Annotated in this window: 20 protein-coding genes; 14 read left to right on the forward strand and 6 right to left on the reverse strand. The window is 51.4% G+C overall.

The window, feature by feature from the left end; genetic code table 11:
• The first annotated feature begins 224 nt into the window (after window positions 1-224).
• On the forward strand, window positions 225-1,376 hold the full coding sequence (locus RHD99_RS05720) for a 3-phenylpropionate MFS transporter (protein WP_309877880.1): 1,152 nt from the start codon (window positions 225-227) through the stop codon (window positions 1,374-1,376).
• Here RHD99_RS05720 and csiE read toward each other — a convergent pair.
• Window positions 1,363-2,643 (reverse strand): stationary phase inducible protein CsiE, encoded by a 1,281-nt coding sequence (gene csiE / locus RHD99_RS05725; protein WP_183270211.1) that lies wholly within the window; start codon window positions 2,641-2,643, stop codon window positions 1,363-1,365. The genes RHD99_RS05720 and csiE overlap by 14 nt on opposite strands.
• A 138-nt stretch (window positions 2,644-2,781) precedes the next feature.
• Here csiE and RHD99_RS05730 point away from each other — a divergent pair, with 138 nt between their 5' ends.
• Window positions 2,782-3,417 (forward strand): DUF1007 family protein, encoded by a 636-nt coding sequence (locus tag RHD99_RS05730; protein ID WP_309877881.1) that lies wholly within the window; start codon window positions 2,782-2,784, stop codon window positions 3,415-3,417.
• A complete protein-coding gene (locus RHD99_RS05735) occupies window positions 3,408-4,391 on the forward strand; it encodes a nickel/cobalt transporter (protein ID WP_309877882.1) in 984 nt (327 codons plus the stop codon). The genes RHD99_RS05730 and RHD99_RS05735 overlap by 10 nt, the downstream gene beginning before the upstream one ends.
• 188 nt (window positions 4,392-4,579) lie before the next feature.
• Here RHD99_RS05735 and suhB read toward each other — a convergent pair whose 3' ends face one another.
• Complete coding sequence (suhB, locus tag RHD99_RS05740) at window positions 4,580-5,383, reverse strand: inositol-1-monophosphatase (RefSeq protein WP_183270208.1); 804 nt, start codon at window positions 5,381-5,383, stop codon at window positions 4,580-4,582.
• A 118-nt stretch (window positions 5,384-5,501) separates the two neighbouring features.
• Between suhB and trmJ the strand changes: the two genes are divergently transcribed.
• The 11 genes from trmJ to sseB all read left to right on the forward strand — a co-directional run bounded on the left by trmJ (window position 5,502) and on the right by sseB (window position 14,226).
• Window positions 5,502-6,242: a tRNA (cytosine(32)/uridine(32)-2'-O)-methyltransferase TrmJ gene (gene trmJ / locus RHD99_RS05745; protein ID WP_183270207.1), complete on the forward strand. Its 741-nt coding sequence runs from the start codon at window positions 5,502-5,504 to the stop codon at window positions 6,240-6,242.
• 130 nt (window positions 6,243-6,372) lie between these two features.
• On the forward strand, window positions 6,373-6,861 hold the full coding sequence (iscR, locus tag RHD99_RS05750; protein ID WP_183270206.1) for a Fe-S cluster assembly transcriptional regulator IscR: 489 nt from the start codon (window positions 6,373-6,375) through the stop codon (window positions 6,859-6,861).
• 106 nt (window positions 6,862-6,967) lie between these two features.
• Window positions 6,968-8,182, forward strand: a complete 1,215-nt coding sequence (gene iscS / locus RHD99_RS05755; protein WP_270143673.1) for a cysteine desulfurase — start codon at window positions 6,968-6,970, stop codon at window positions 8,180-8,182.
• A gap of 27 nt (window positions 8,183-8,209) precedes the next feature.
• Complete coding sequence (iscU, locus tag RHD99_RS05760) at window positions 8,210-8,596, forward strand: Fe-S cluster assembly scaffold IscU (RefSeq protein WP_015703172.1); 387 nt, start codon at window positions 8,210-8,212, stop codon at window positions 8,594-8,596.
• A gap of 24 nt (window positions 8,597-8,620) precedes the next feature.
• On the forward strand, window positions 8,621-8,944 hold the full coding sequence (iscA, locus tag RHD99_RS05765; RefSeq protein WP_183270204.1) for an iron-sulfur cluster assembly protein IscA: 324 nt from the start codon (window positions 8,621-8,623) through the stop codon (window positions 8,942-8,944).
• Window positions 8,945-9,014: 70 nt separating this feature from the next.
• Window positions 9,015-9,530 carry a co-chaperone HscB gene (hscB, locus tag RHD99_RS05770; RefSeq protein WP_183270203.1) on the forward strand — a complete coding sequence of 172 codons (516 nt, stop codon included), beginning with the start codon at window positions 9,015-9,017 and terminating at the stop codon, window positions 9,528-9,530.
• A 13-nt stretch (window positions 9,531-9,543) separates the two neighbouring features.
• Complete coding sequence (gene hscA, locus RHD99_RS05775; protein ID WP_309877885.1) at window positions 9,544-11,394, forward strand: Fe-S protein assembly chaperone HscA; 1,851 nt, start codon at window positions 9,544-9,546, stop codon at window positions 11,392-11,394.
• A 1-nt stretch (window position 11,395) separates the two neighbouring features.
• Window positions 11,396-11,731 (forward strand): ISC system 2Fe-2S type ferredoxin, encoded by a 336-nt coding sequence (gene fdx / locus RHD99_RS05780; protein ID WP_034459208.1) that lies wholly within the window; start codon window positions 11,396-11,398, stop codon window positions 11,729-11,731.
• A 12-nt stretch (window positions 11,732-11,743) separates the two neighbouring features.
• Window positions 11,744-11,944: a Fe-S cluster assembly protein IscX gene (gene iscX, locus RHD99_RS05785; protein ID WP_183270201.1), complete on the forward strand. Its 201-nt coding sequence runs from the start codon at window positions 11,744-11,746 to the stop codon at window positions 11,942-11,944.
• A gap of 81 nt (window positions 11,945-12,025) precedes the next feature.
• The gene (gene pepB / locus RHD99_RS05790) at window positions 12,026-13,312 is read left to right on the forward strand and encodes an aminopeptidase PepB (RefSeq protein ID WP_309877889.1); all 1,287 of its coding nucleotides are present in this window, start codon (window positions 12,026-12,028) and stop codon (window positions 13,310-13,312) included.
• A gap of 137 nt (window positions 13,313-13,449) precedes the next feature.
• Window positions 13,450-14,226 carry an enhanced serine sensitivity protein SseB gene (gene sseB, locus RHD99_RS05795; RefSeq protein WP_309877890.1) on the forward strand — a complete coding sequence of 259 codons (777 nt, stop codon included), beginning with the start codon at window positions 13,450-13,452 and terminating at the stop codon, window positions 14,224-14,226.
• On the opposite strand, the gene RHD99_RS05800 is transcribed toward sseB, so the two are convergent.
• The 4 genes from RHD99_RS05800 to RHD99_RS05815 form a co-directional block, all read right to left on the reverse strand.
• Window positions 14,223-14,996 carry a MurR/RpiR family transcriptional regulator gene (locus tag RHD99_RS05800; RefSeq protein ID WP_309877891.1) on the reverse strand — a complete coding sequence of 258 codons (774 nt, stop codon included), beginning with the start codon at window positions 14,994-14,996 and terminating at the stop codon, window positions 14,223-14,225. The two genes, sseB and RHD99_RS05800, sit on opposite strands and share 4 nt — an antisense overlap.
• On the reverse strand, window positions 14,996-15,847 hold the full coding sequence (gene sseA, locus RHD99_RS05805; RefSeq protein WP_309877893.1) for a 3-mercaptopyruvate sulfurtransferase: 852 nt from the start codon (window positions 15,845-15,847) through the stop codon (window positions 14,996-14,998). The genes RHD99_RS05800 and sseA overlap by 1 nt, the downstream gene beginning before the upstream one ends.
• 116 nt (window positions 15,848-15,963) lie before the next feature.
• Window positions 15,964-17,328: a 6-phospho-alpha-glucosidase gene (locus RHD99_RS05810; RefSeq protein WP_309879084.1), complete on the reverse strand. Its 1,365-nt coding sequence runs from the start codon at window positions 17,326-17,328 to the stop codon at window positions 15,964-15,966.
• 11 nt (window positions 17,329-17,339) lie between these two features.
• Window positions 17,340-18,884 carry a PTS transporter subunit EIIC gene (locus tag RHD99_RS05815; protein WP_183270196.1) on the reverse strand — a complete coding sequence of 515 codons (1,545 nt, stop codon included), beginning with the start codon at window positions 18,882-18,884 and terminating at the stop codon, window positions 17,340-17,342.
• Window positions 18,885-19,123 lie beyond the last annotated feature (239 nt).

Below are 19,123 nucleotides of genomic sequence, written 5' to 3' on the forward strand. Positions count from 1 at the left end.
GTATTAGACATGACAACTATAAACTTTTCATTCGATTTAACGGTGGGGGATTTTAATAGAAATGAATTTGGGTTTTATCTAACTATTTAATTTAAAAATAAATAGTTAGATAAAATGTTGGAAGGAAAAAACACGCTTGTTTGTCTGTGTTATTGGTCTGTTAATGATTGCTTGCGTGCTCGCCACCGCTCGGCGACACTAACGCCTCCAAAACGGGAGGGATCATGGTTTTGCATTCAACGCGCTGGCTTGCGCTCAGTTATTTTACCTACTTCTTTAGCTACGGGATTTTTCTACCATTCTGGAGTGTTTGGTTAGCTGGAGTCGGCCTGGCACCCGAAACCATTGGGTTGCTGTTAGGCGCAGGGTTAATCGCCCGTTTCCTCGGCAGTTTGCTACTGGCTCCTCGTGTTACCGATCCTTCCCGACTTGTTTTTGCCTTGCGGTTACTTGCCTTACTTACCCTCATTTTTGCTGTCGCTTTCTGGTTCGGGCAAACCGCAACCTGGCTGCTGATTGTGATGGTCGGCTTTAACCTGTTCTTCTCACCTCTGGTGCCGCTTACTGATGCGTTGGCCGGAACCTGGCAGCGCCAAATCACCATGGATTATGGCCGCGTGCGGCTATGGGGATCGCTGGCGTTTGTTATCGGTTCTGCCATGACCGGCAAACTGGTCAGTCTGTATAGCTATCAGGCGATTCTGGTACTGCTGAGTATTGGTGTTGCATCGATGCTTATCGGCATGATGCTGCGTCCATCTGTGATGCCGCAGGGTGAAGCCCGTCATAGCGAAGGCGCGGGTTGGCCTGCCTGGAAGAAACTGGTTCTCGGCTCGTGGCGTTTTCTTGCCTGTGTCACTTTGCTGCAAGGTGCGCATGCGGCTTACTACGGATTCAGTGCGATTTACTGGCAAGGTGCGGGATATTCCGCTTCGGTGGTGGGCTACTTGTGGTCGCTTGGCGTGGTCGCTGAAATTGTGATTTTTGCACTCAGTAACAAGCTGTTCCGCAAATGGAGCGCCCGTGATTTACTGCTGCTTTCTGGCGTAACCGGTATTCTGCGCTGGAGCCTGATGGCGTATACGACCGATTTACCGTGGCTGATTGCCGCGCAAATCCTGCATTGTGGTAGCTTCACTGTTTGCCACCTGGCGGCGATGCGTTATATCTCCGCGCGTGAAGGCAACGAAGTGATACGGTTGCAAGCCGTTTATTCCGCAGTGGCGATGGGCGGTGGTATTGCCATTATGACCATGTTCTCCGGCTACCTTTACCAGCATATGCAGGGCGGGGTGTTCTGGATTATGGCGTTAGTCGCCGTTCCAGCATTATTCATTCGCCCGCGCCCCGTTTCATACTGCGTTAACACTCGATAATCTTGCGGATCTGCTGCTGCTGGTGGTCACCCAGCGGCAGCGTGACGTGAATCAGCGGCGGAGAGTAGAGCGGCAGCGTGGTGGAGTAGGGCGTGATCACCAGCACCACCTCTTTTGGCGCTCCCTCTTTTTGATAGCTGTGTATCGTCAGATGTTTAATATTGAGCGGCAGCAAGGTGAGCTCGCGTAGCTGCTGTTCAATATTTTGCTCAAGTTCAAGATTGTTACCCGTCAGCAACAATACCTGCTTCTCATGCAGGTCATTTTCCTGCATTAACCACGCGCCAAAAATGACCGCCACCAGACCCACTTCTTCGTCAGAAAAACGCATTTCATAGTGAGATTCAAAATCACTGAAGACTTCACGCGTGGTGCGCATCAGACGCGGATACAGTCGGGTAATTTCTTCCGGCAAACTGTTATCAATGCCGATACAGAACTGGCAGCGATCCAGCGCCTGAGCAAGATGAATATATAACTGGTCGCTCAAACCTTGTTCGTCGCTAAACGACATGCCCGCTTGTTCACGAAAGCGCGCAATCATTCCTGAAATCGCAGTACGCAGCCGGAAGTCTTGTTGATGGTTATCGTGAATCGGGTCGGGCATGCGTAATAATAGGAATAACAGTGCCAGGAACAATTGCTCGTTTTCATTGGCCGATTGCAAAACACGACGTTTCCAGTGGCGGGCAATCTCAAGCGCGGCTAAAAACTCCGGGCGCGTCTGAGTCCATGCCCGTTGCTCCTCGGTAAATTCAGGCGTAATCCCCGCATGATGCTGATGCAAACAGTACTGCAAAAACAGCGTTAAAAACTGCATGTCACGACTGTCAAACTGCCGCTGCAAACGTCTTGCACACAGGCTAATCAACGCATGGAGATTCTTTTCATCGTACAACGCGGTCAAGATCCCTTGCTGTTTAAGCTGGGTTTTTAGCGTCGGAGTAAAATGCTGCTGCACAAAGTGCGGGCATAAGCGCAATGCACGACGCAACCAGTGCAATAAACACAGGCGGCGATTCAGAGGCGTGCCCTCAATCCGATAGCTTCCATCCTGCTGGGTGATAAGCCTCAGCCGGTGATAGCGCTGGATTTCATCGCCCGTGTCGGCTATATCTTGCAGGGCTTTGGTGTCATCAACCCCGTTGAGCCTCGCGAGGATCTCTGGGGTGACCGTCTGGCCCGGTAAATAAAGCAACAAAAGCAGGTGACAGCGGCGCTGCGGACTGGAGAGTACAGATGGTGGTGGGGAAAGCAGTGTCATCATCCGCATAACCAAGTCAAAGGTGATTAATGCTAAGAGTAGCTAAACCTTTTGTCGTAGAGAGTCACATTTGAGCTTTTTAATTACGGAATTCTGACTGGCTCACAGAATTTTAAGTTCGAGAGAATAATGAGCGGGAAAATGTGTAACAAAATTGCGTTTTTTGCCCTATGTACGGCACTCTTTAGCCCGATGGCTTTAGCTCATCCGCACAGCTTTATCACGCTCGTGACCACGGTCATGGCCGAAAACGACCAGCTAACCGGTCTGAAAATGCAGTGGACGATGGATGAAATTACTTCAGCGGATCTACTGTATGACGCCGGTGACGCGAAGCCGGATTCACCGGTCTGGAAGAAGCTTGCTGCCGAGGTGATGGCGAATGTTTTAGGGCAACATTACTTCACTGAACTGTGGCACAAAGGCCAGAAAGTGACGTTTAACAATTTGCCTCCAGAGTATGGGCTCGCACGGGTAGGGCATCAGGCAGTGTTAACCTTTATTTTACCGCTGGCGCATCCGCAACCGTTAAAAGGGCAAACCTATCAGTTAGCGACCTTCGACCCAACCTATTTTGTCGATATGAGTTACGACCATCCCGCTGACGCCAGTGTGCCGAAAACATTAGCGTCGCAATGCAAAATCTCAGTTAAAACACCGCAACCCACTGAGGATATGCAGGCGTTTGCCTTGTCATTAGATAAAGCCGATGCACCACCTGAAGATATGGAACTGGGTAAACAATTTGCTCAACAGGTGACGTTGCAATGTCAGTAATTCCTTCCTCCACACCCCATTCACGCCGATGGTTACAACTGTGGCCGCTGGCGTTTTTCCTGATTATCTGCGCGATTGGGCTCTACAGCCTGTGGCACTACTGGCCGCAAATCATCCTTAATAGTGCGATGTGGCAGAAATCCATTAACCAGCAAATGAGCGCGCTATTGCGTGAGGTTGTCGAAAACCCAGCGCGAGCGGGTTGGTCGCTGCTGTCATTTAGTTTTGTCTATGGTGTGCTTCACGCGTTGGGGCCGGGGCATGGCAAGGTCGTCATTACTACCTGGCTTGCAACCCATCCTTCGCGTTTGAAAAGCAGCCTTAAACTGACTTTTGCCGCGTCCTTATTACAAGGGCTGGTGGCGATTGGGCTGGTGACGGTCGTGTTGGGAATATTGGCGTTACCGTCGCGGCAATTGCATATGAGCAGTTTCTGGCTGGAAAAAGGCAGTTATTTGCTGGTGGGCATATTGGGCCTGATGCTGTGTGGCCGCGCCTTACGCAAATTACAACACGTTCTGAGAAAACCTCAGCGTTTTACCTCGTTCACGCCACTTCATGTGCATGATGAAAAATGCGGTTGTGGTCATCAGCATTTGCCGACAGAAAAACAGCTTGAGGCAGGGGAGGACTGGCGCGCCAGGGCCATGATCGTTTTGTCTATGGGCATGCGCCCGTGCTCTGGCGCTATTATGGTGCTGTTGTTTAGCAAAGTGATTGGCGTCTATAGCTGGGGAATGTTGTCTGCGTTGACGATGGCTGCGGGAACGTCCATGACTATTTCCGGGTTGGCGTTTTTGGTACACGGATTCCGTACTTTAGCTGTGCGCATGAGCGGTAACAAAGCACCGGTGTTATGGCGACAGGTCGCCTGGGCAACATTGGCGTTAGCGGGTGGGGGCATTTTGGTATTAGCGGCGATGGTGATGTGGCTGAGTGCTCAACCGGTCGTTCGCGGGATTCGGCCTTTTTAGCGTTAATTTTTCGCTTTTAAAACAACCCTCACCCCGGCCCTCTCCCTGAGGGAGAGGGGGGAGTTCCAGCTAAGGGAGAAAAGAACATCCCCTCTCCTGGGGGAGGGGGGGAGTTCCAGCTATGGGAGAAAAGAACATCCCCTCTCCAGGGGGAGAGGGCTAGGGTGAGGGCGTACAACGATCAGAGATTAACGCTTCAGCGCTTCGCTCAGCTCATCACGCATCGTTGCCAGCATGGCTTTAACGACGCGCGGGTTACCTGCAACGATGTTGCCGGTCAAAAGGTGGTTATGGCCGCCGGTGAAATCACATACCAGGCTACCGGATTCGCGAGCAATCAGTTCGCCTGCTGCAAAATCCCAAGGCTTCAGACCAATCTCGAAGAAACCATCAACGCGGCCAGCCGCAACGTATGCCAGATCCAGCGCAGCTGAACCGGTACGACGGAAGTCTGCACACTGGGTGAACAGTTTAGCGACGATGTTGATATAAGGAGTGGCGTGTTGCTTCAGTTTGAATGGGAAGCCAGTTGCCAGAATAGTGCCGTCGAGGTCACGTGCATTGCTGCCGCGCAGACGGTAACCGTTCAGCTGTGCGCCTTGGCCACGAACAGCGCTGAACAACTCGTTACGCATTGGGTCATAAACCACAGCAACTTCGGTGCGGCCTTTAACACGAACAGCGATTGATACCGCGAAGTGCGGCAAACGTTTGATGAAGTTAGAAGTGCCATCCAGAGGATCGATAACCCATTGCACATCCTGCTCGGTACCCGCCAGCTCGCCTGATTCTTCAGCGATAATGGTGTGTTGCGGGTAGGATTTGCGGATAATTTCGATAATCAGACGCTCAGCGTCTTTATCTACGTTAGTCACAAAATCGTTGCTGCCCTTTTGGCTCGCTTCTACAGCGTCTGGGGTTTCGTAGTTCTTGGCAATTAAATTGCCCGCCTTGCGCGCAGCGCGCACGGCGATGTTGAGCATCGGATGCATCGGTCTCTCTCTGGATGTTAAAGAACGGAAAACGCGGCGGAGTATAGCAGAGCGTTCGGAATATGTCCCAGGGTTATGATAGGATATCGCGATAATCTTTTCAGGCTATGAGTCAAGAATGCTGCAAAACGTACGTATAGTGCTGGTTGAAACCTCTCATACCGGCAACATGGGCTCTGTAGCTCGTGCGATGAAAACCATGGGGCTGACCAATCTTTGGCTGGTAAATCCGCTGGTTAAACCTGACTCTCAGGCAATCGCCCTTGCTGCGGGTGCCAGTGATGTTATTGGTGAAGCTAAAATTGTCGACACGTTGGATGAAGCGTTGGCGGGATGCAGCCTGGTGGTTGGCACCAGCGCACGTTCTCGTACGCTGCCATGGCCGATGCTTGACCCACGCGAATGTGGTTTAAAGAGCATTTCCGAAGCGCAACATGCGCCAGTCGCCATTGTTTTTGGCCGCGAGCGCGTAGGCTTAACGAATGACGAATTGCAGAAATGCCACTACCACGTTGCGATTCAGGCAAACCCAGAATACAGCTCGCTGAACCTGGCGATGGCGGTGCAAATCCTTGCCTATGAAGTGCGAATTGCCTGGCTTGCCACCCAAGAAGAAGGTAAAGAAACCGTCGTTGTGGAAGACCAGACTCAGTATCCATCGGCTGACGATCTCGAGCGTTTTTACGTTCACCTGGAACAAGTATTGCTGAAAACCGGCTTTATTCGTACCAGCCATCCGGGCCAGATAATGAGCAAATTGCGCCGCTTGTACAACCGTGCACGCCCGGAAACTCAAGAACTTAACATCCTGCGCGGCATGCTTTCTTCTATTGATAACGAGAAAAAATCAGGCAAATAATACTTGAGTAAATTGGTGGGTTAAATAGTTGACCAATTTACTCAGGAATGTCAGACTTGCGACCTGCTATGTGACAATCACATTTATAAAAAACCCCCGGTTCGAGGGGCGATTTGAGGTTAAGTAAGACATGAGACTGACATCGAAAGGACGTTATGCCGTGACCGCAATGCTTGACGTTGCGTTGAACTCCGAATCAGGTCCAGTGCCGTTGGCTGATATTTCAGAACGTCAGGGAATCTCTCTCTCCTACCTGGAGCAGTTATTCTCCCGCCTGCGTAAAAATGGCCTGGTTGCCAGCGTACGCGGTCCTGGCGGTGGTTATCTGTTAGGTAAAGAAGCAAACAGCATCGCGGTTGGCGAAGTTATCAGCGCCGTAGATGAATCTGTTGATGCGACGCGTTGCCAGGGTAAAGGTGGTTGTCAGGGCGGCGATAAGTGCCTGACTCACGCACTGTGGCGCGATCTGAGCGATCGTTTGACCGGTTTTTTAAATAACATCACCTTGGGTGAACTGGTGAATAACCAGGAAGTGTTGGATGTCTCCGGCCGCCAGCATAATGAAAACCATCGCAGTACGCGCTCTCAAGACGCTATCGACGTTAAACTGCGCGCATAAGCACAACAAAAACGAATTTTAGAATCAGACCCGGGAGCCCGTCGCTCCCATTTAAACAGGTTTGGTTTTTTGCATTGAAGTAGTGATGTACGGAGCTTAAAGAGCAATGAAATTACCGATTTATCTCGATTACTCTGCGACTACGCCGGTTGATCCACGCGTTGCGCAGAAAATGATGCAGTGTTTGACTATGGACGGAACCTTCGGTAACCCGGCTTCTCGTTCTCACCGTTTCGGTTGGCAGGCGGAAGAAGCTGTTGATATCGCCCGTAACCAAATCGCTGAACTGGTTGGTGCAGACCCGCGTGAAATCGTCTTTACCTCCGGCGCTACTGAATCTGATAACCTCGCAATTAAAGGTGCCGCTAACTTCTATCAGAAGAAAGGCAAGCACATCATCACGGTAAAAACCGAACACAAAGCGGTGCTGGATACTTGTCGCCAGCTTGAGCGTGAAGGTTTTGAAGTGACTTACCTGGCACCACAGAGCAACGGTATCGTTGACCTGAATGTGCTGGAAGCTGCGATGCGTGACGACACCATTCTGGTTTCTATCATGCACGTGAACAACGAAATCGGCGTGGTGCAAGATATCGCGGCAATCGGCGAAATGTGCCGTGCGCGTGGCATTATCTATCACGTTGATGCGACTCAAAGTGTAGGCAAACTGCCTATCGACCTGAGCACGCTGAAAGTTGACCTGATGTCCTTCTCTGGTCACAAAATCTATGGCCCGAAAGGGATCGGCGCGCTGTATGTTCGCCGCAAACCACGTATTCGTATCGAAGCACAGGTACACGGTGGCGGCCATGAGCGCGGCATGCGTTCTGGTACTCTGCCTGTTCACCAGATTGTCGGCATGGGCGAAGCTTACCGTATCGCGAAAGAAGAGATGGAAACAGAAATGTCCCGTCTGCGCGCGCTGCGTAACCGTCTGTGGAACGGCGTGAAAGATATGGAAGAAGTGTATCTGAACGGCGACCTGGAAAATGGGGTTCCAACGATCCTGAACGTAAGCTTTAACTACGTTGAAGGTGAGTCCCTGATCATGGCGCTCAAAGACCTCGCGGTTTCTTCTGGTTCTGCCTGTACTTCAGCAAGTCTTGAGCCATCCTACGTGCTGCGTGCGCTGGGTATGACTGATGAACTGGCACACAGCTCCATCCGTTTCTCTTTAGGTCGTTTTACTACTGAAGAAGAGATCGACTACACCATCGAATTGGTACGTAAGTCCATTGGCCGTTTGCGCGACCTTTCTCCACTGTGGGAAATGTTCAAGCAGGGCGTGGATCTTAATTCCATCGAATGGGCTCATCATTAATCGGTATCGAATTCAGGAGAATTAAAAATGGCTTATAGCGAAAAAGTAATCGATCACTACGAAAACCCACGCAACGTTGGCTCTTTTGATAACAGCGATGACAGCGTCGGTTCCGGTATGGTGGGTGCGCCTGCTTGTGGTGACGTGATGAAGTTGCAGATTAAAGTCAACAATGAAGGTATTATTGAAGACGCTCGCTTCAAAACCTACGGCTGTGGCTCTGCCATTGCTTCCAGCTCGCTGGTAACCGAATGGGTTAAAGGTAAATCTTTGGATGAAGCGCAAGCCATCAAAAACACCGACATTGCAGAAGAACTTGAACTGCCACCGGTGAAGATTCACTGCTCAATCCTTGCAGAAGACGCTATCAAAGCGGCAATTGCGGATTACAAAAGTAAGCGTGAAGCTAAATAATTATTGTTGAGTTGAGGTCGTTGTATGTCGATTACCCTTAGCGACAGTGCTGCTGCACGCGTGAATGCCTTTCTTGCCAACCGTGGTAAAGGTTTTGGTTTGCGCTTAGGCGTTCGCACCTCTGGCTGCTCTGGCATGGCTTATGTTCTGGAATTTGTTGATGAACCGATGGATGAAGACACCGTGTTCGAAGACAAAGGCGTGAAAGTGGTCGTCGATGGTAAAAGCCTGCAATTTTTGGACGGCACTGAGCTCGACTTCGTCAAAGAAGGTCTGAACGAAGGGTTTAAATTTACTAACCCGAACGTGAAAGATGAGTGCGGCTGCGGCGAAAGCTTCCACGTCTGATTTCAGCTCATTCCCCGCGAGCTAAGGCTTGCGGGGAATGGCGCTTTACCACGTTAACCCTGAGTCTGTTATGGATTACTTTACCCTCTTTGGGTTACCGGTAGGCTTCACTGTCAACACTGAGCTGCTGGCGACCCGTTACCAGGAGCTGCAACGCCAGTTCCATCCGGATAAATACGCCAGCCGCCCTCAGGCGGAACAACTGCTGGCGGTCCAACAATCTGCGACCATCAACCAGGCCTGGCAAACGCTGCGTCATCCGTTGCTGCGTGCCGAGTATATTCTCTCCCTCAACGGTTTTGATCTGGCGAATGAACAGCATACCGTGCGCGACACCGCGTTTTTGATGGAACAACTCGAATTGCGCGAAGAGCTTGATAACATCGAGCACGCCAAAGATAGCGACCGCCTGGAATCCTTTAGTGCCAACGTCAATGCGATGGTGAAAACCCGCATGGCGTTAATGGTGCAACAACTGGATAATCAGGATTGGACGCAGGCGGCGGATACTGTGCGTAAACTGCGTTTTCTCGATAAACTGCGCAGCCAAATAGAACAACTCGAAGAAAAGCTGCTCGATTTTTAACTGGAAGCTCAATATGGCGTTATTACAAATTAGTGAGCCGGGTCTGAGTGCGGCCCCCCATCAGCGTAAGCTGGCGGTGGGCATCGATTTAGGCACCACCAATTCACTGGTTGCAACAGTTCGGAGTGGGCAAGCCGAAACGCTGCCTGACCATGAAGGGCGTCACCTGTTACCTTCTGTGGTGCACTATCAGCAACAAGGTTTGAACGTGGGCTGGGATGCGCGTGCGCAAGCCGCAACAGATCCAGCAAACACGATCAGTTCGATAAAACGTCTGATGGGCCGTTCCCTTGCTGACATTCAGGCACGCTATCCGCATCTGCCTTATTCACTCCAGCCGAGTGAAAATGGCCTGCCGATGATCAACACCCCGGCCGGGCTGCTGAACCCTATTCGTATTTCATCCGACATCCTCAAGGCTCTTTGTGCACGCGCGACCGAAGCGCTCGAAGGCCAACTTGATGGTGTGGTCATTACCGTTCCTGCTTATTTCGATGATGCACAGCGTCAGGGCACCAAAGACGCGGCGCGTCTGGCTGGGCTGCATGTCCTGCGTCTTCTGAATGAGCCGACCGCAGCGGCTATCGCTTACGGTCTGGATTCCGGTAAAGAAGGTGTGATCGCCGTTTACGATTTGGGCGGCGGCACTTTTGATATCTCTATTCTGCGTTTAAGCCGTGGCGTGTTTGAAGTGCTGGCAACCGGCGGTGATTCTGCGCTGGGCGGCGACGACTTCGACCACCTGCTGGCCGACTGGCTGCGTGAACAAGCGGGCGTTGCTGACCGTAGCGACGATCGCGTCCAACGCCAGTTACTGGATGCCGCAATCGCTGCGAAAATTGCGTTAAGCGATGCACAAAGCACCACTGTTGAAGTGGCGGGCTGGACAGGCACCGTGACTCGCGAGCAGTTCAACGAACTGATTGCAGCCCTGGTTAAGCGTACTTTGCTGGCCTGTCGCCGTGCGTTGAAAGACGCCGGTGTCGAGGCTAACGAGGTGCTGGAAGTGGTGATGGTCGGTGGTTCAACGCGCGTGCCATTAGTGCGTGAACGTGTGGGCGAGTTCTTTGGCCGCACCCCACTGACATCTATAGACCCGGATAAAGTTGTCGCTATTGGCGCGGCGATTCAGGCCGATATCCTGGTGGGCAACAAGCCAGACAGCGAAATGCTGCTGCTGGATGTTATCCCGCTGTCGCTCGGTCTTGAAACCATGGGCGGTCTGGTGGAAAAAGTGATTCCGCGTAACACCACCATTCCAGTGGCACGTGCGCAGGATTTCACCACCTTCAAAGATGGTCAAACTGCGATGGCGATTCATGTCATGCAGGGCGAACGTGAGCTGGTGCAGGATTGCCGTTCTCTCGCACGCTTTACGCTGCGCGGCATTCCAGCGATGCCTGCTGGCGGCGCGCATATCCGCGTGACCTTCCAGGTTGATGCTGACGGCTTGCTGAGCGTGACCGCCATGGAGAAATCCACGGGTGTGGAAGCGTCTATTCAGGTGAAGCCTTCTTATGGCCTGAGCGACGGTGAAATTGCCTCGATGATTCAGGATTCCATGAGCTTTGCCGAGCATGACGTGAAAGCACGTATGCTCGCAGAGCAAAAAGTTGACGCGGCCCGCGTGCTGGAAAGCTTGCAAGGTGCGTTGACCTCAGATGGCGCGCTGTTAAGTGCCGCTGAACGTGCTGATATCGACGCTGCGATGGTGGTACTCCATGCTGCCGCTGCGGGTGACGACATCGATGCGATTGAACAAGCCATTAAAAACGTAGACAAACAAACCCAGGATTTCGCCGCTCGTCGTATGGATGAATCAATCCGTAAGGCGCTGAAAGGCCACTCCGTGGACGAGGTTTAACATGCCAAAGATTGTATTTTTGCCTCATCAGGATTTGTGTCCAGATGGCGCAGTTTTGGAAGCAAATGTCGGTGAAACCATTCTTGATGTTGCACTGCGCAACGGGATCGAGATTGAACACGCCTGTGAAAAGTCCTGTGCTTGCACCACCTGCCACTGTGTCGTGCGTGAAGGTTTCGACTCCCTTGCTGAAAGTACGGAAGACGAAGACGATATGCTGGACAAAGCCTGGGGTCTTGAGCCTGAAAGCCGTTTAAGCTGCCAGGCACGCGTCACTGACGAAGACCTGGTCGTTGAGATGCCGCGCTACACCATCAACCATGCGCGTGAGCACTAACAGGAGCCGCAAATGGGACTGAAATGGACCGATAGCCGCGAAATTGGCGAGGCGCTGTACGACAGTCGCCCGGATCTTGACCCGAAGACGGTGCGTTTTACCGATCTTCATCAATGGGTCTGCGATCTGGAAGATTTTGACGACGATCCAAACGCATCCAATGAAAAAATTCTGGAAGCTATTCTGTTAGTCTGGTTAGATGAAGCCGAATGATTTAGGGTATTAGAACAAGGGCTGCCTATGGCAGCCTTTTCTATATGAAGCATGAGCTGAAAAAGTATAAGGAAAAGAACAATGTCAGAAGCCATGAAAATCACGCTTTCCACCGCGCCTGCCGATGCGCGCTGGGGCGATAAAGCCGCTTACAGCATTAATGACGAAGGGATTACCCTGCACCTGACAGGCAAAGATGACCTGGGGTTAATCCAACGTGCGGCGCGTAAAATCGACGGCCAGGGCCTGAAACATGTAGAACTGGCGGGTGAAGGTTGGGATGTAGAAAAGAGCTGGGCATTCTGGCAGGGCTATCGTGCGCCAAAAGGCACGCGTAAAGTTGACTGGGCTGTGCTGAGTGAAGAAGAGCAAAAAGAGCTTAACAACCGTCTGAAAATCATCGACTGGGTTCGTCATACCATCAATACCCCAGCAGAAGAACTTGGCCCAGAACAACTCGCTTCACGTGCTGTTGATCTGTTGTGCGATGTTGCATGCAATAACGTTTCCTGGCGCATCACTAAAGGCGAAGATCTGCGCGAGCAGAACTACATGGGTATCCATACCGTTGGCCGTGGTTCCGAACGTCCGCCAGTCTTGCTGGCACTGGACTACAACCCAACCGGTAACCCAGAAGCACCGGTTTATGCGTGCCTGGTGGGTAAAGGGATCACTTTCGATTCCGGCGGCTACAGCATCAAACAAAGCGCGTTCATGGACTCGATGAAGTCTGACATGGGCGGCGCGGCGACCATCACTGGTGCTCTGGCTTTCGCGATTACTCGTGGCCTGAACAAACGCGTCAAACTGTACCTGTGTTGTGCGGACAACCTGATTAGCGGTAATGCCTTCAAACTGGGCGACATCATTAAGTATCGCAACGGCAAAACCGTTGAAATCATGAATACCGATGCGGAAGGGCGTTTGGTTCTGGCTGATGGCCTGATTGATGCGTGTGCGCAAAAACCTGAACTGATCATCGACTGCGCGACGTTAACCGGTGCGGCGAAAACAGCATTGGGCAACGATTACCATGCCCTGTTCAGTTTTGATGATGAGCTGGTAAACCGCCTGATGGCGAGTGCGGCTGCTGAGAACGAGCCATTCTGGCGTTTGCCGTTGGCCGAGTTCCATCGCAATCAGTTGCCATCTAACTTTGCTGAATTGAACAACACATCTAACGCTTCCTTCCCGGCGGGTGCGAGTACGGCAGCGGGCTTCTTGTCCCACTTCGTGGAAAATTATCACCAGGGCTGGCTGCACATTGACTGTTCCGCAACCTACCGCAAAGGTGCTGTTGAACAGTGGTCTGCTGGCGCAACAGGCATTGGTGTTCGTGCTATTGCTAACCTGCTGGTGGGTAAATAACTGTTTTTCCCCTTCTCCTGGGGGAGAAGGTCGGGATGAGGGTGACCTGGCTTGATGGTTGCCATCAATGCTTATCCCCTCACCCTAACCCTCTCCCAATGGGAGAGGGGATCAAATATGAATAATCTGGAACGACCATGTCAGAATCAAAAAACGAACTCGAAACCCTGCTTGAGCAGGCAGCGACTGAACCTGCGCATCGCCCTGCATTTTTCCGCGTACTGTTGGAGTCTACGGTTTGGGTACCAGGTACAGCCGCAGAAGGCGAAGCCATTGATGCCGATAGTGCAGTCGAATTGCAGCACTGGGAAAAAGATGATGGCACTTCTGTCATTCCATTCTTCACCTCTGTTGAAGCGCTGCAACAGGCCATCAGCCACGAGCAAGCGTTTGTCGTGATGCCGGTACGCACGCTGTTTGAAATGACGCAGGGTGCAATACTGTTTTTGAATGCTAAATTGCCGTCGGGTAAAGAGTTTACCCCGCGTGAAATCACTCATTTAATCAGCGACGAAAGTGATCCATTAACCCAGCAAGAAGTGCTGGATGGCGGGACATCGTTGCTGCTTTCTGAAGTGGCTGAGCCGCCAGCGCAAATGGTCGATTCGTTAACTACGCTATTTAAAAACCTGAAAACAGTGAAACGTGCTTTTATTTGCTCGATCAAAGAACGTGCAGATGAACAGCCAAATCTGTTGATTGGTATTGAAGCGGAAGGTGATATTGAAGCGATTATTCGCCAGGCGGGAAGTGTGGCAACGGACACTTTACCAGGTGATGAGCCGGTCGATATTTGCCAGGTGGTAGAAGGTGAGAAGGGCATTAGCCATTTCATGATGGCGCACATTACGCCCTTCTATGAACGCCGCTGGGGGAGCTTCTTGCGCGATTTCAAAACCAATCGAATTATTTAAGCCGTTGCCTGCAATAGCAATAAATCTATCAGCATCACCAGATTAGACTCAAACGAGGTGATCCCTGCTGCTTCTGCTGCATAGTGGATTGCCTCGTCGTAAAGTTGAAAATGAACATCCGCAAGTTCGGACAAACTGTTCGACGATGCGCGAGTAAATGCCACAATCGTCATTCCAACATTCTGTGCAATCCGCGCTTTATCCAATACCTGTTCAGTTTCGCCACTTCGAGAAATGGCGATAAATACCTGGTACTTGGACGCATTGCTCAGGAAAATCCCCCGACTATCGCCCGGCCCGGAGATAAACGCAGTTTTGCCCAGCACCTGAAGTTTCTTGGTGAGATATTCAGCAAACAGATAGGAAAAACCCGCGCCGTATAAAAAGAAGCTCTCTTTTTCGCGCAGCAATGTCGCGAATTGTTCCATCAACCCGGGAGTCACCCAACGGAAGGTTTGCTGGTAATTAGCTACAAACTCATCGAATAAAACCGGGAGTGTGGTCACGGGCTGCATGGGTTGCTGAGAAATATGCGGCGCGTTGGAAAGCAGTTGTTTGCAGTGCCAGATAAGCTCACTGAAACCACTAAAACCAAGCTTATGACACAGCCGCATAATGGTCGCGCTGGAGACAAACGTCTCTTGTGCAAGCTCGCGAACCGTGATGTTGCCGACCAGCAAAGGGTGGTTAGTTAAGTGCGAGAGAACGCGATACTCAGCGCGGGTTAAAGACTCCCCGCGCTCAAGCAGGCCGACCAGGCGGTTATCCATTACTGAGATTGTGCTGGTTCGACAGGTAAATCAGGGCGTGCACCCCATTCACTCCAGGAACCGTCATACAACGAAACACCGTTGACGCCAAGCGTAGTCAATGCCAGTACGACCACCGCCGCAGTGACGCCCGAACCGCAACTGGCGATGACGGGTTTATCAAAACTCACACCCTGGCGGGTAAAAATTTCATTCAACTCATCGGTGGTTTTCAACTGGCCATTTTCTACCAGTGAGTTCCACGGCACGTTTAGTGCGCCCGGAATATGCCCGCGTCTTAAACCTGGACGTGGTTCGTCAACTTGTGCATTAAAGCGTGGGGCAGGGCGAGCATCCACGATTTGCGCGGTGCCTTCATGGCTGACCAGCAGGACATCAGTCAGACGTTTAATGACGAGGGGATCGAAATTCACATCGAACTCACCTTCCGCTAATTCAACATCACCTTTTTCGAGAGGTAATTCTTCACGCTGCCAGTCGGCTAAACCCCCGGCCAGAATCGAGACTTTCTCCGCGCCAAAGGTACGCAACATCCACCATGCACGTGGGGCAGAGAACAGGTTTCCTTCGTCGTAAACAATCAGATGTTTGTCCTGGCTGATACCTAACTCGCGCATTGCGACGGCGAAGGCTTCAGCGCGCGGCATCATATGCGGCAGGGGGCTGGTGTGATCGGAAAGGGCTTCAATATCAAAAAATACAGCTCCGGGCAGATGGCCTGCGCGGTATTCACCGGGCACATCACGATGTTCCTGGTCAGGAGGAGCCATGCGAGCATCAATAATCTGGATATTCGCATCATTAACATGTTCTGCGAGCCAGTCGCCCGCAACGAAGAAAGTAGTGGACATAGTTGCCGTTGCCTCCGATTTATTGCTTATTACCGGATTGTCGGTGTTTTTAGCTAAACCGACAAGCAACTATATCCAGGTGCGCGAGGTGTCTCGAATTTCTTGAAAAAAGAAGCCTATTTCACCGCTTCGCCAGCTTTCCACGCCTGTTGAAGCTGCGGCCAGTAATCACGGTTAGCTTCAATCATATCGTCAAGAATCGCTTTCGCATGCTGCATGGTTGGCACGGTGCGGTTAAGCGTAAACGCCTGTAGTGCCTTTTCGTAGCTGCCTTCAATCGTTGCTTCAACCAGCAATTGCTCTGAGGCTAACTGCTGCATTAACAACGTCTGGTGGAAGAGAGGAACTGCACCCATGCGCACCGGTTCCGGCCCTTCGGATGTAATGTACGCAGGGACTTCTACCATTGCGTCATACGGCAGGTTTGCAATCGCGCCTTTGTTTTCCACAATCACCAGATGACGTTGGCGCAAATCAAAGGCCAGGGAACAGGCGACATCAACGATAAACGCACCGTGTACACCGACGTGGAATGCATCCGGCAGGATCCCCGTTTTTTTATATTCTTCGGCGGCGGCAAACAGTTTCTTCTCACGCCCATCCATGACTTCATTGGCGCGCGTGAAGTCAGGGTTTTGATGCTCTACGATTTCGTTTGGCATCAGGTAATACTGCAAATAAGGGTTTGGCAGGTATTCCGGGAAATTATCCATAATCGGTTTGATATTACGCCAGGTTTTCACCCACGACGGATCGGAATGCTGCGGGTCAGTTTGCGCGGCGTCTTCGGTCAGAAGACCAAATTTAGCGATATGACGGCGCAATTCCGGCAGGCGGTCTTCCCCATCAACCAGCACACGGGTAAACCAACCAAAATGGTTCAGACCGAAGTAATCAACTTCCAGTTTATGGCGATCGACGCCGAGGATAGCGCCCATGTTACGCATGGCGGCGACGGGCATATCACAAATGTTCAGCACGCGAGCGTTCGGGCGCAGACGTCGCACGCCTTCAGCAACAATAGCCGCCGGGTTTGAATAGTTCACAATCCACGCTTTTTGATGCGCATAACGCTCAACAAAATCGCATAATTCAACCATCGGTAAAATGGTACGCAGACCATACGCCAGGCCACCGGGGCCACAGGTTTCTTGCCCAACAACGCCATGACGTAATGGGATCTTTTCATCCTGCTCACGCATTTTATATTGACCAACGCGCATCTGAGCGAAAACAAAATGGGCGCCGCTGAAGGCGACTTCAGGGTCAGTAGTGACGGTGAATTTAATATTTTGGCTATGGTCACGAATGACTTTCTCAACCACTGGAGCAATGATCGACTGGCGCTCGCCATCAATATCGTAGAGGCGAATTTCAGCTAATGGGAAATCGGCCAGGCGCACCATCAGGCTCTTAACAATGCCCGGTGTGTAAGTGCTACCACCACCGGCAATGGACAAAATAAATGGGGGTTTAAACATCATTGGCTCCTTTAGAGATACGTCTCTACTGCTTCTCGCATTTTTTTGACATGCAGCCCGTAGACCACCTGAACGTTATTACCTTGTTTAATCACCCCTTTCGCGCCAGTCGATTTCAGGCGGGGCTCATCGATAACTGAAACATCGCGTACCGTCACTCGCAGGCGGGTGTAACAGTTGTCGACCACTTCGATATTGGCTCGTCCACCAAGACCCTCAATAATGGCTTCACCCAATCCATCGTTGCTGCCTTTGGCTTGATACTCTTGTTTGGTAAACAGTTTTGTTTCTTGCTCGTCGTCCTCACGCCCCGGCGTTTTCATATCGAAGCGGCGAATAAGGAAGCGGAACACCAGGAAGTAGATAACCGACATCGTTAGCCCGACGACGATGTACATCGGCCAGTTGGACTTCTCGGTGCCAAGCGGCAGGTTATAAAGAATGAAATCGATAATCCCGTTAGCTCCGATAGCGTGAACACCTAACAGGTAGAACAACATCATGCCGATGCCGGTCAGAACGGCATGCACGCCAAACAACATAGGGGCGACAAACAGGAATGAAAACTCCAGCGGCTCCGTCACACCAACCAGCAAAGACGTCAGCGCAGCCGGGATGAGAATCGCTTTCGCCGCCGCTTTGCGCTCAGGTTTAGCGGTCATATACATGGCGAATGCCGCAGCAGGAAGACCGAACATTTTGCTGATGCCGCGAGCGTCCCACACCACCGTGCTGCTGAGTTGATGAACGCTCGGACAGGCCATTTCAGCGAAATAAATATTGCGTGCGCCCTGGTAAATATTGCCGCAAACATCGGCCGTACCACCTAACTCGGTGTACAGGAAAGGTGTATAGACCAGGTGATGGAGACCGGTTGGCACCAGAATGCGCTCGAGGAAGCCATAGATAGCTACGCCAAATGCTCCCGCTCCTTTAATCGCTAACGCCAGCGCGCTGATTCCATGTTGAGCAAATGGCCAGAGTTCACTCATCACAACGCCGAGTAACATCGAAACCGGCAGCATGATAATGGCGACGAAGCAGTGCCCAGAGTAAATCGCCATCGCACCTGAAAATTGTACGCTGGAGTAACGGTTGTACAGATATCCCGACAGCGCGCCGGTGAGGATCCCGGCAAATACGCCCATCTCAAGCACCTGTACGCCCAACACCATACTTTGCCCTGCGGTGCGCATCTGGTCGGCAGGAGCCAGTTCTCCCTGAAGTTGTAGTGTTACGTTCATCGCATTAATAAATACGATAAAAGTGACCAGGCCAATCAATGCGGCATACCCTTTATCTTTTGCCGCAAGACCAATGGGAATACCTACGCCAAATACCAGTGCCAGGTTGGCCAGCACCGATACCGCTGATTTGGAGATGAGAACACCGGTGTGTTGAAGTGAAGGGTGGCTGAGGAACGGTAAATATTCAGCCAGATTGCCATTGCCCAATACATTACCGAACGCGATAAATAAACCGACGATCGGCAAAATAAGCACTGGGCCATAGAGCGATTTTCCGAAATTTTGTAGGGCGTTAACGGCACTTTTCATTTAGCAGTCTCTTATTATCACTTTAGCTAAACACCGCGTCGAGGCAGCGACTCAGCACAAAATGTAGCAAGAATCATGACTGGCTTTCTATCTATCTTATTGTTTTAAAAACAAATGACTTAGAAGGTAACATGTAACCTTTCAGGCTGTGATCGCGCTTCCACTTTGCAACAGAATTTCAGTTGTAACAGTTGCACAATTCAATGTTTCCTTTGCGAGAAAACGCGCAATGCAGAGTT

Origin of the sequence: Buttiauxella selenatireducens (assembly GCF_031432975.1) — a bacterium.
In the GTDB taxonomy this organism is placed as follows: Bacteria; Pseudomonadota; Gammaproteobacteria; order Enterobacterales; family Enterobacteriaceae; genus Buttiauxella; species Buttiauxella selenatireducens.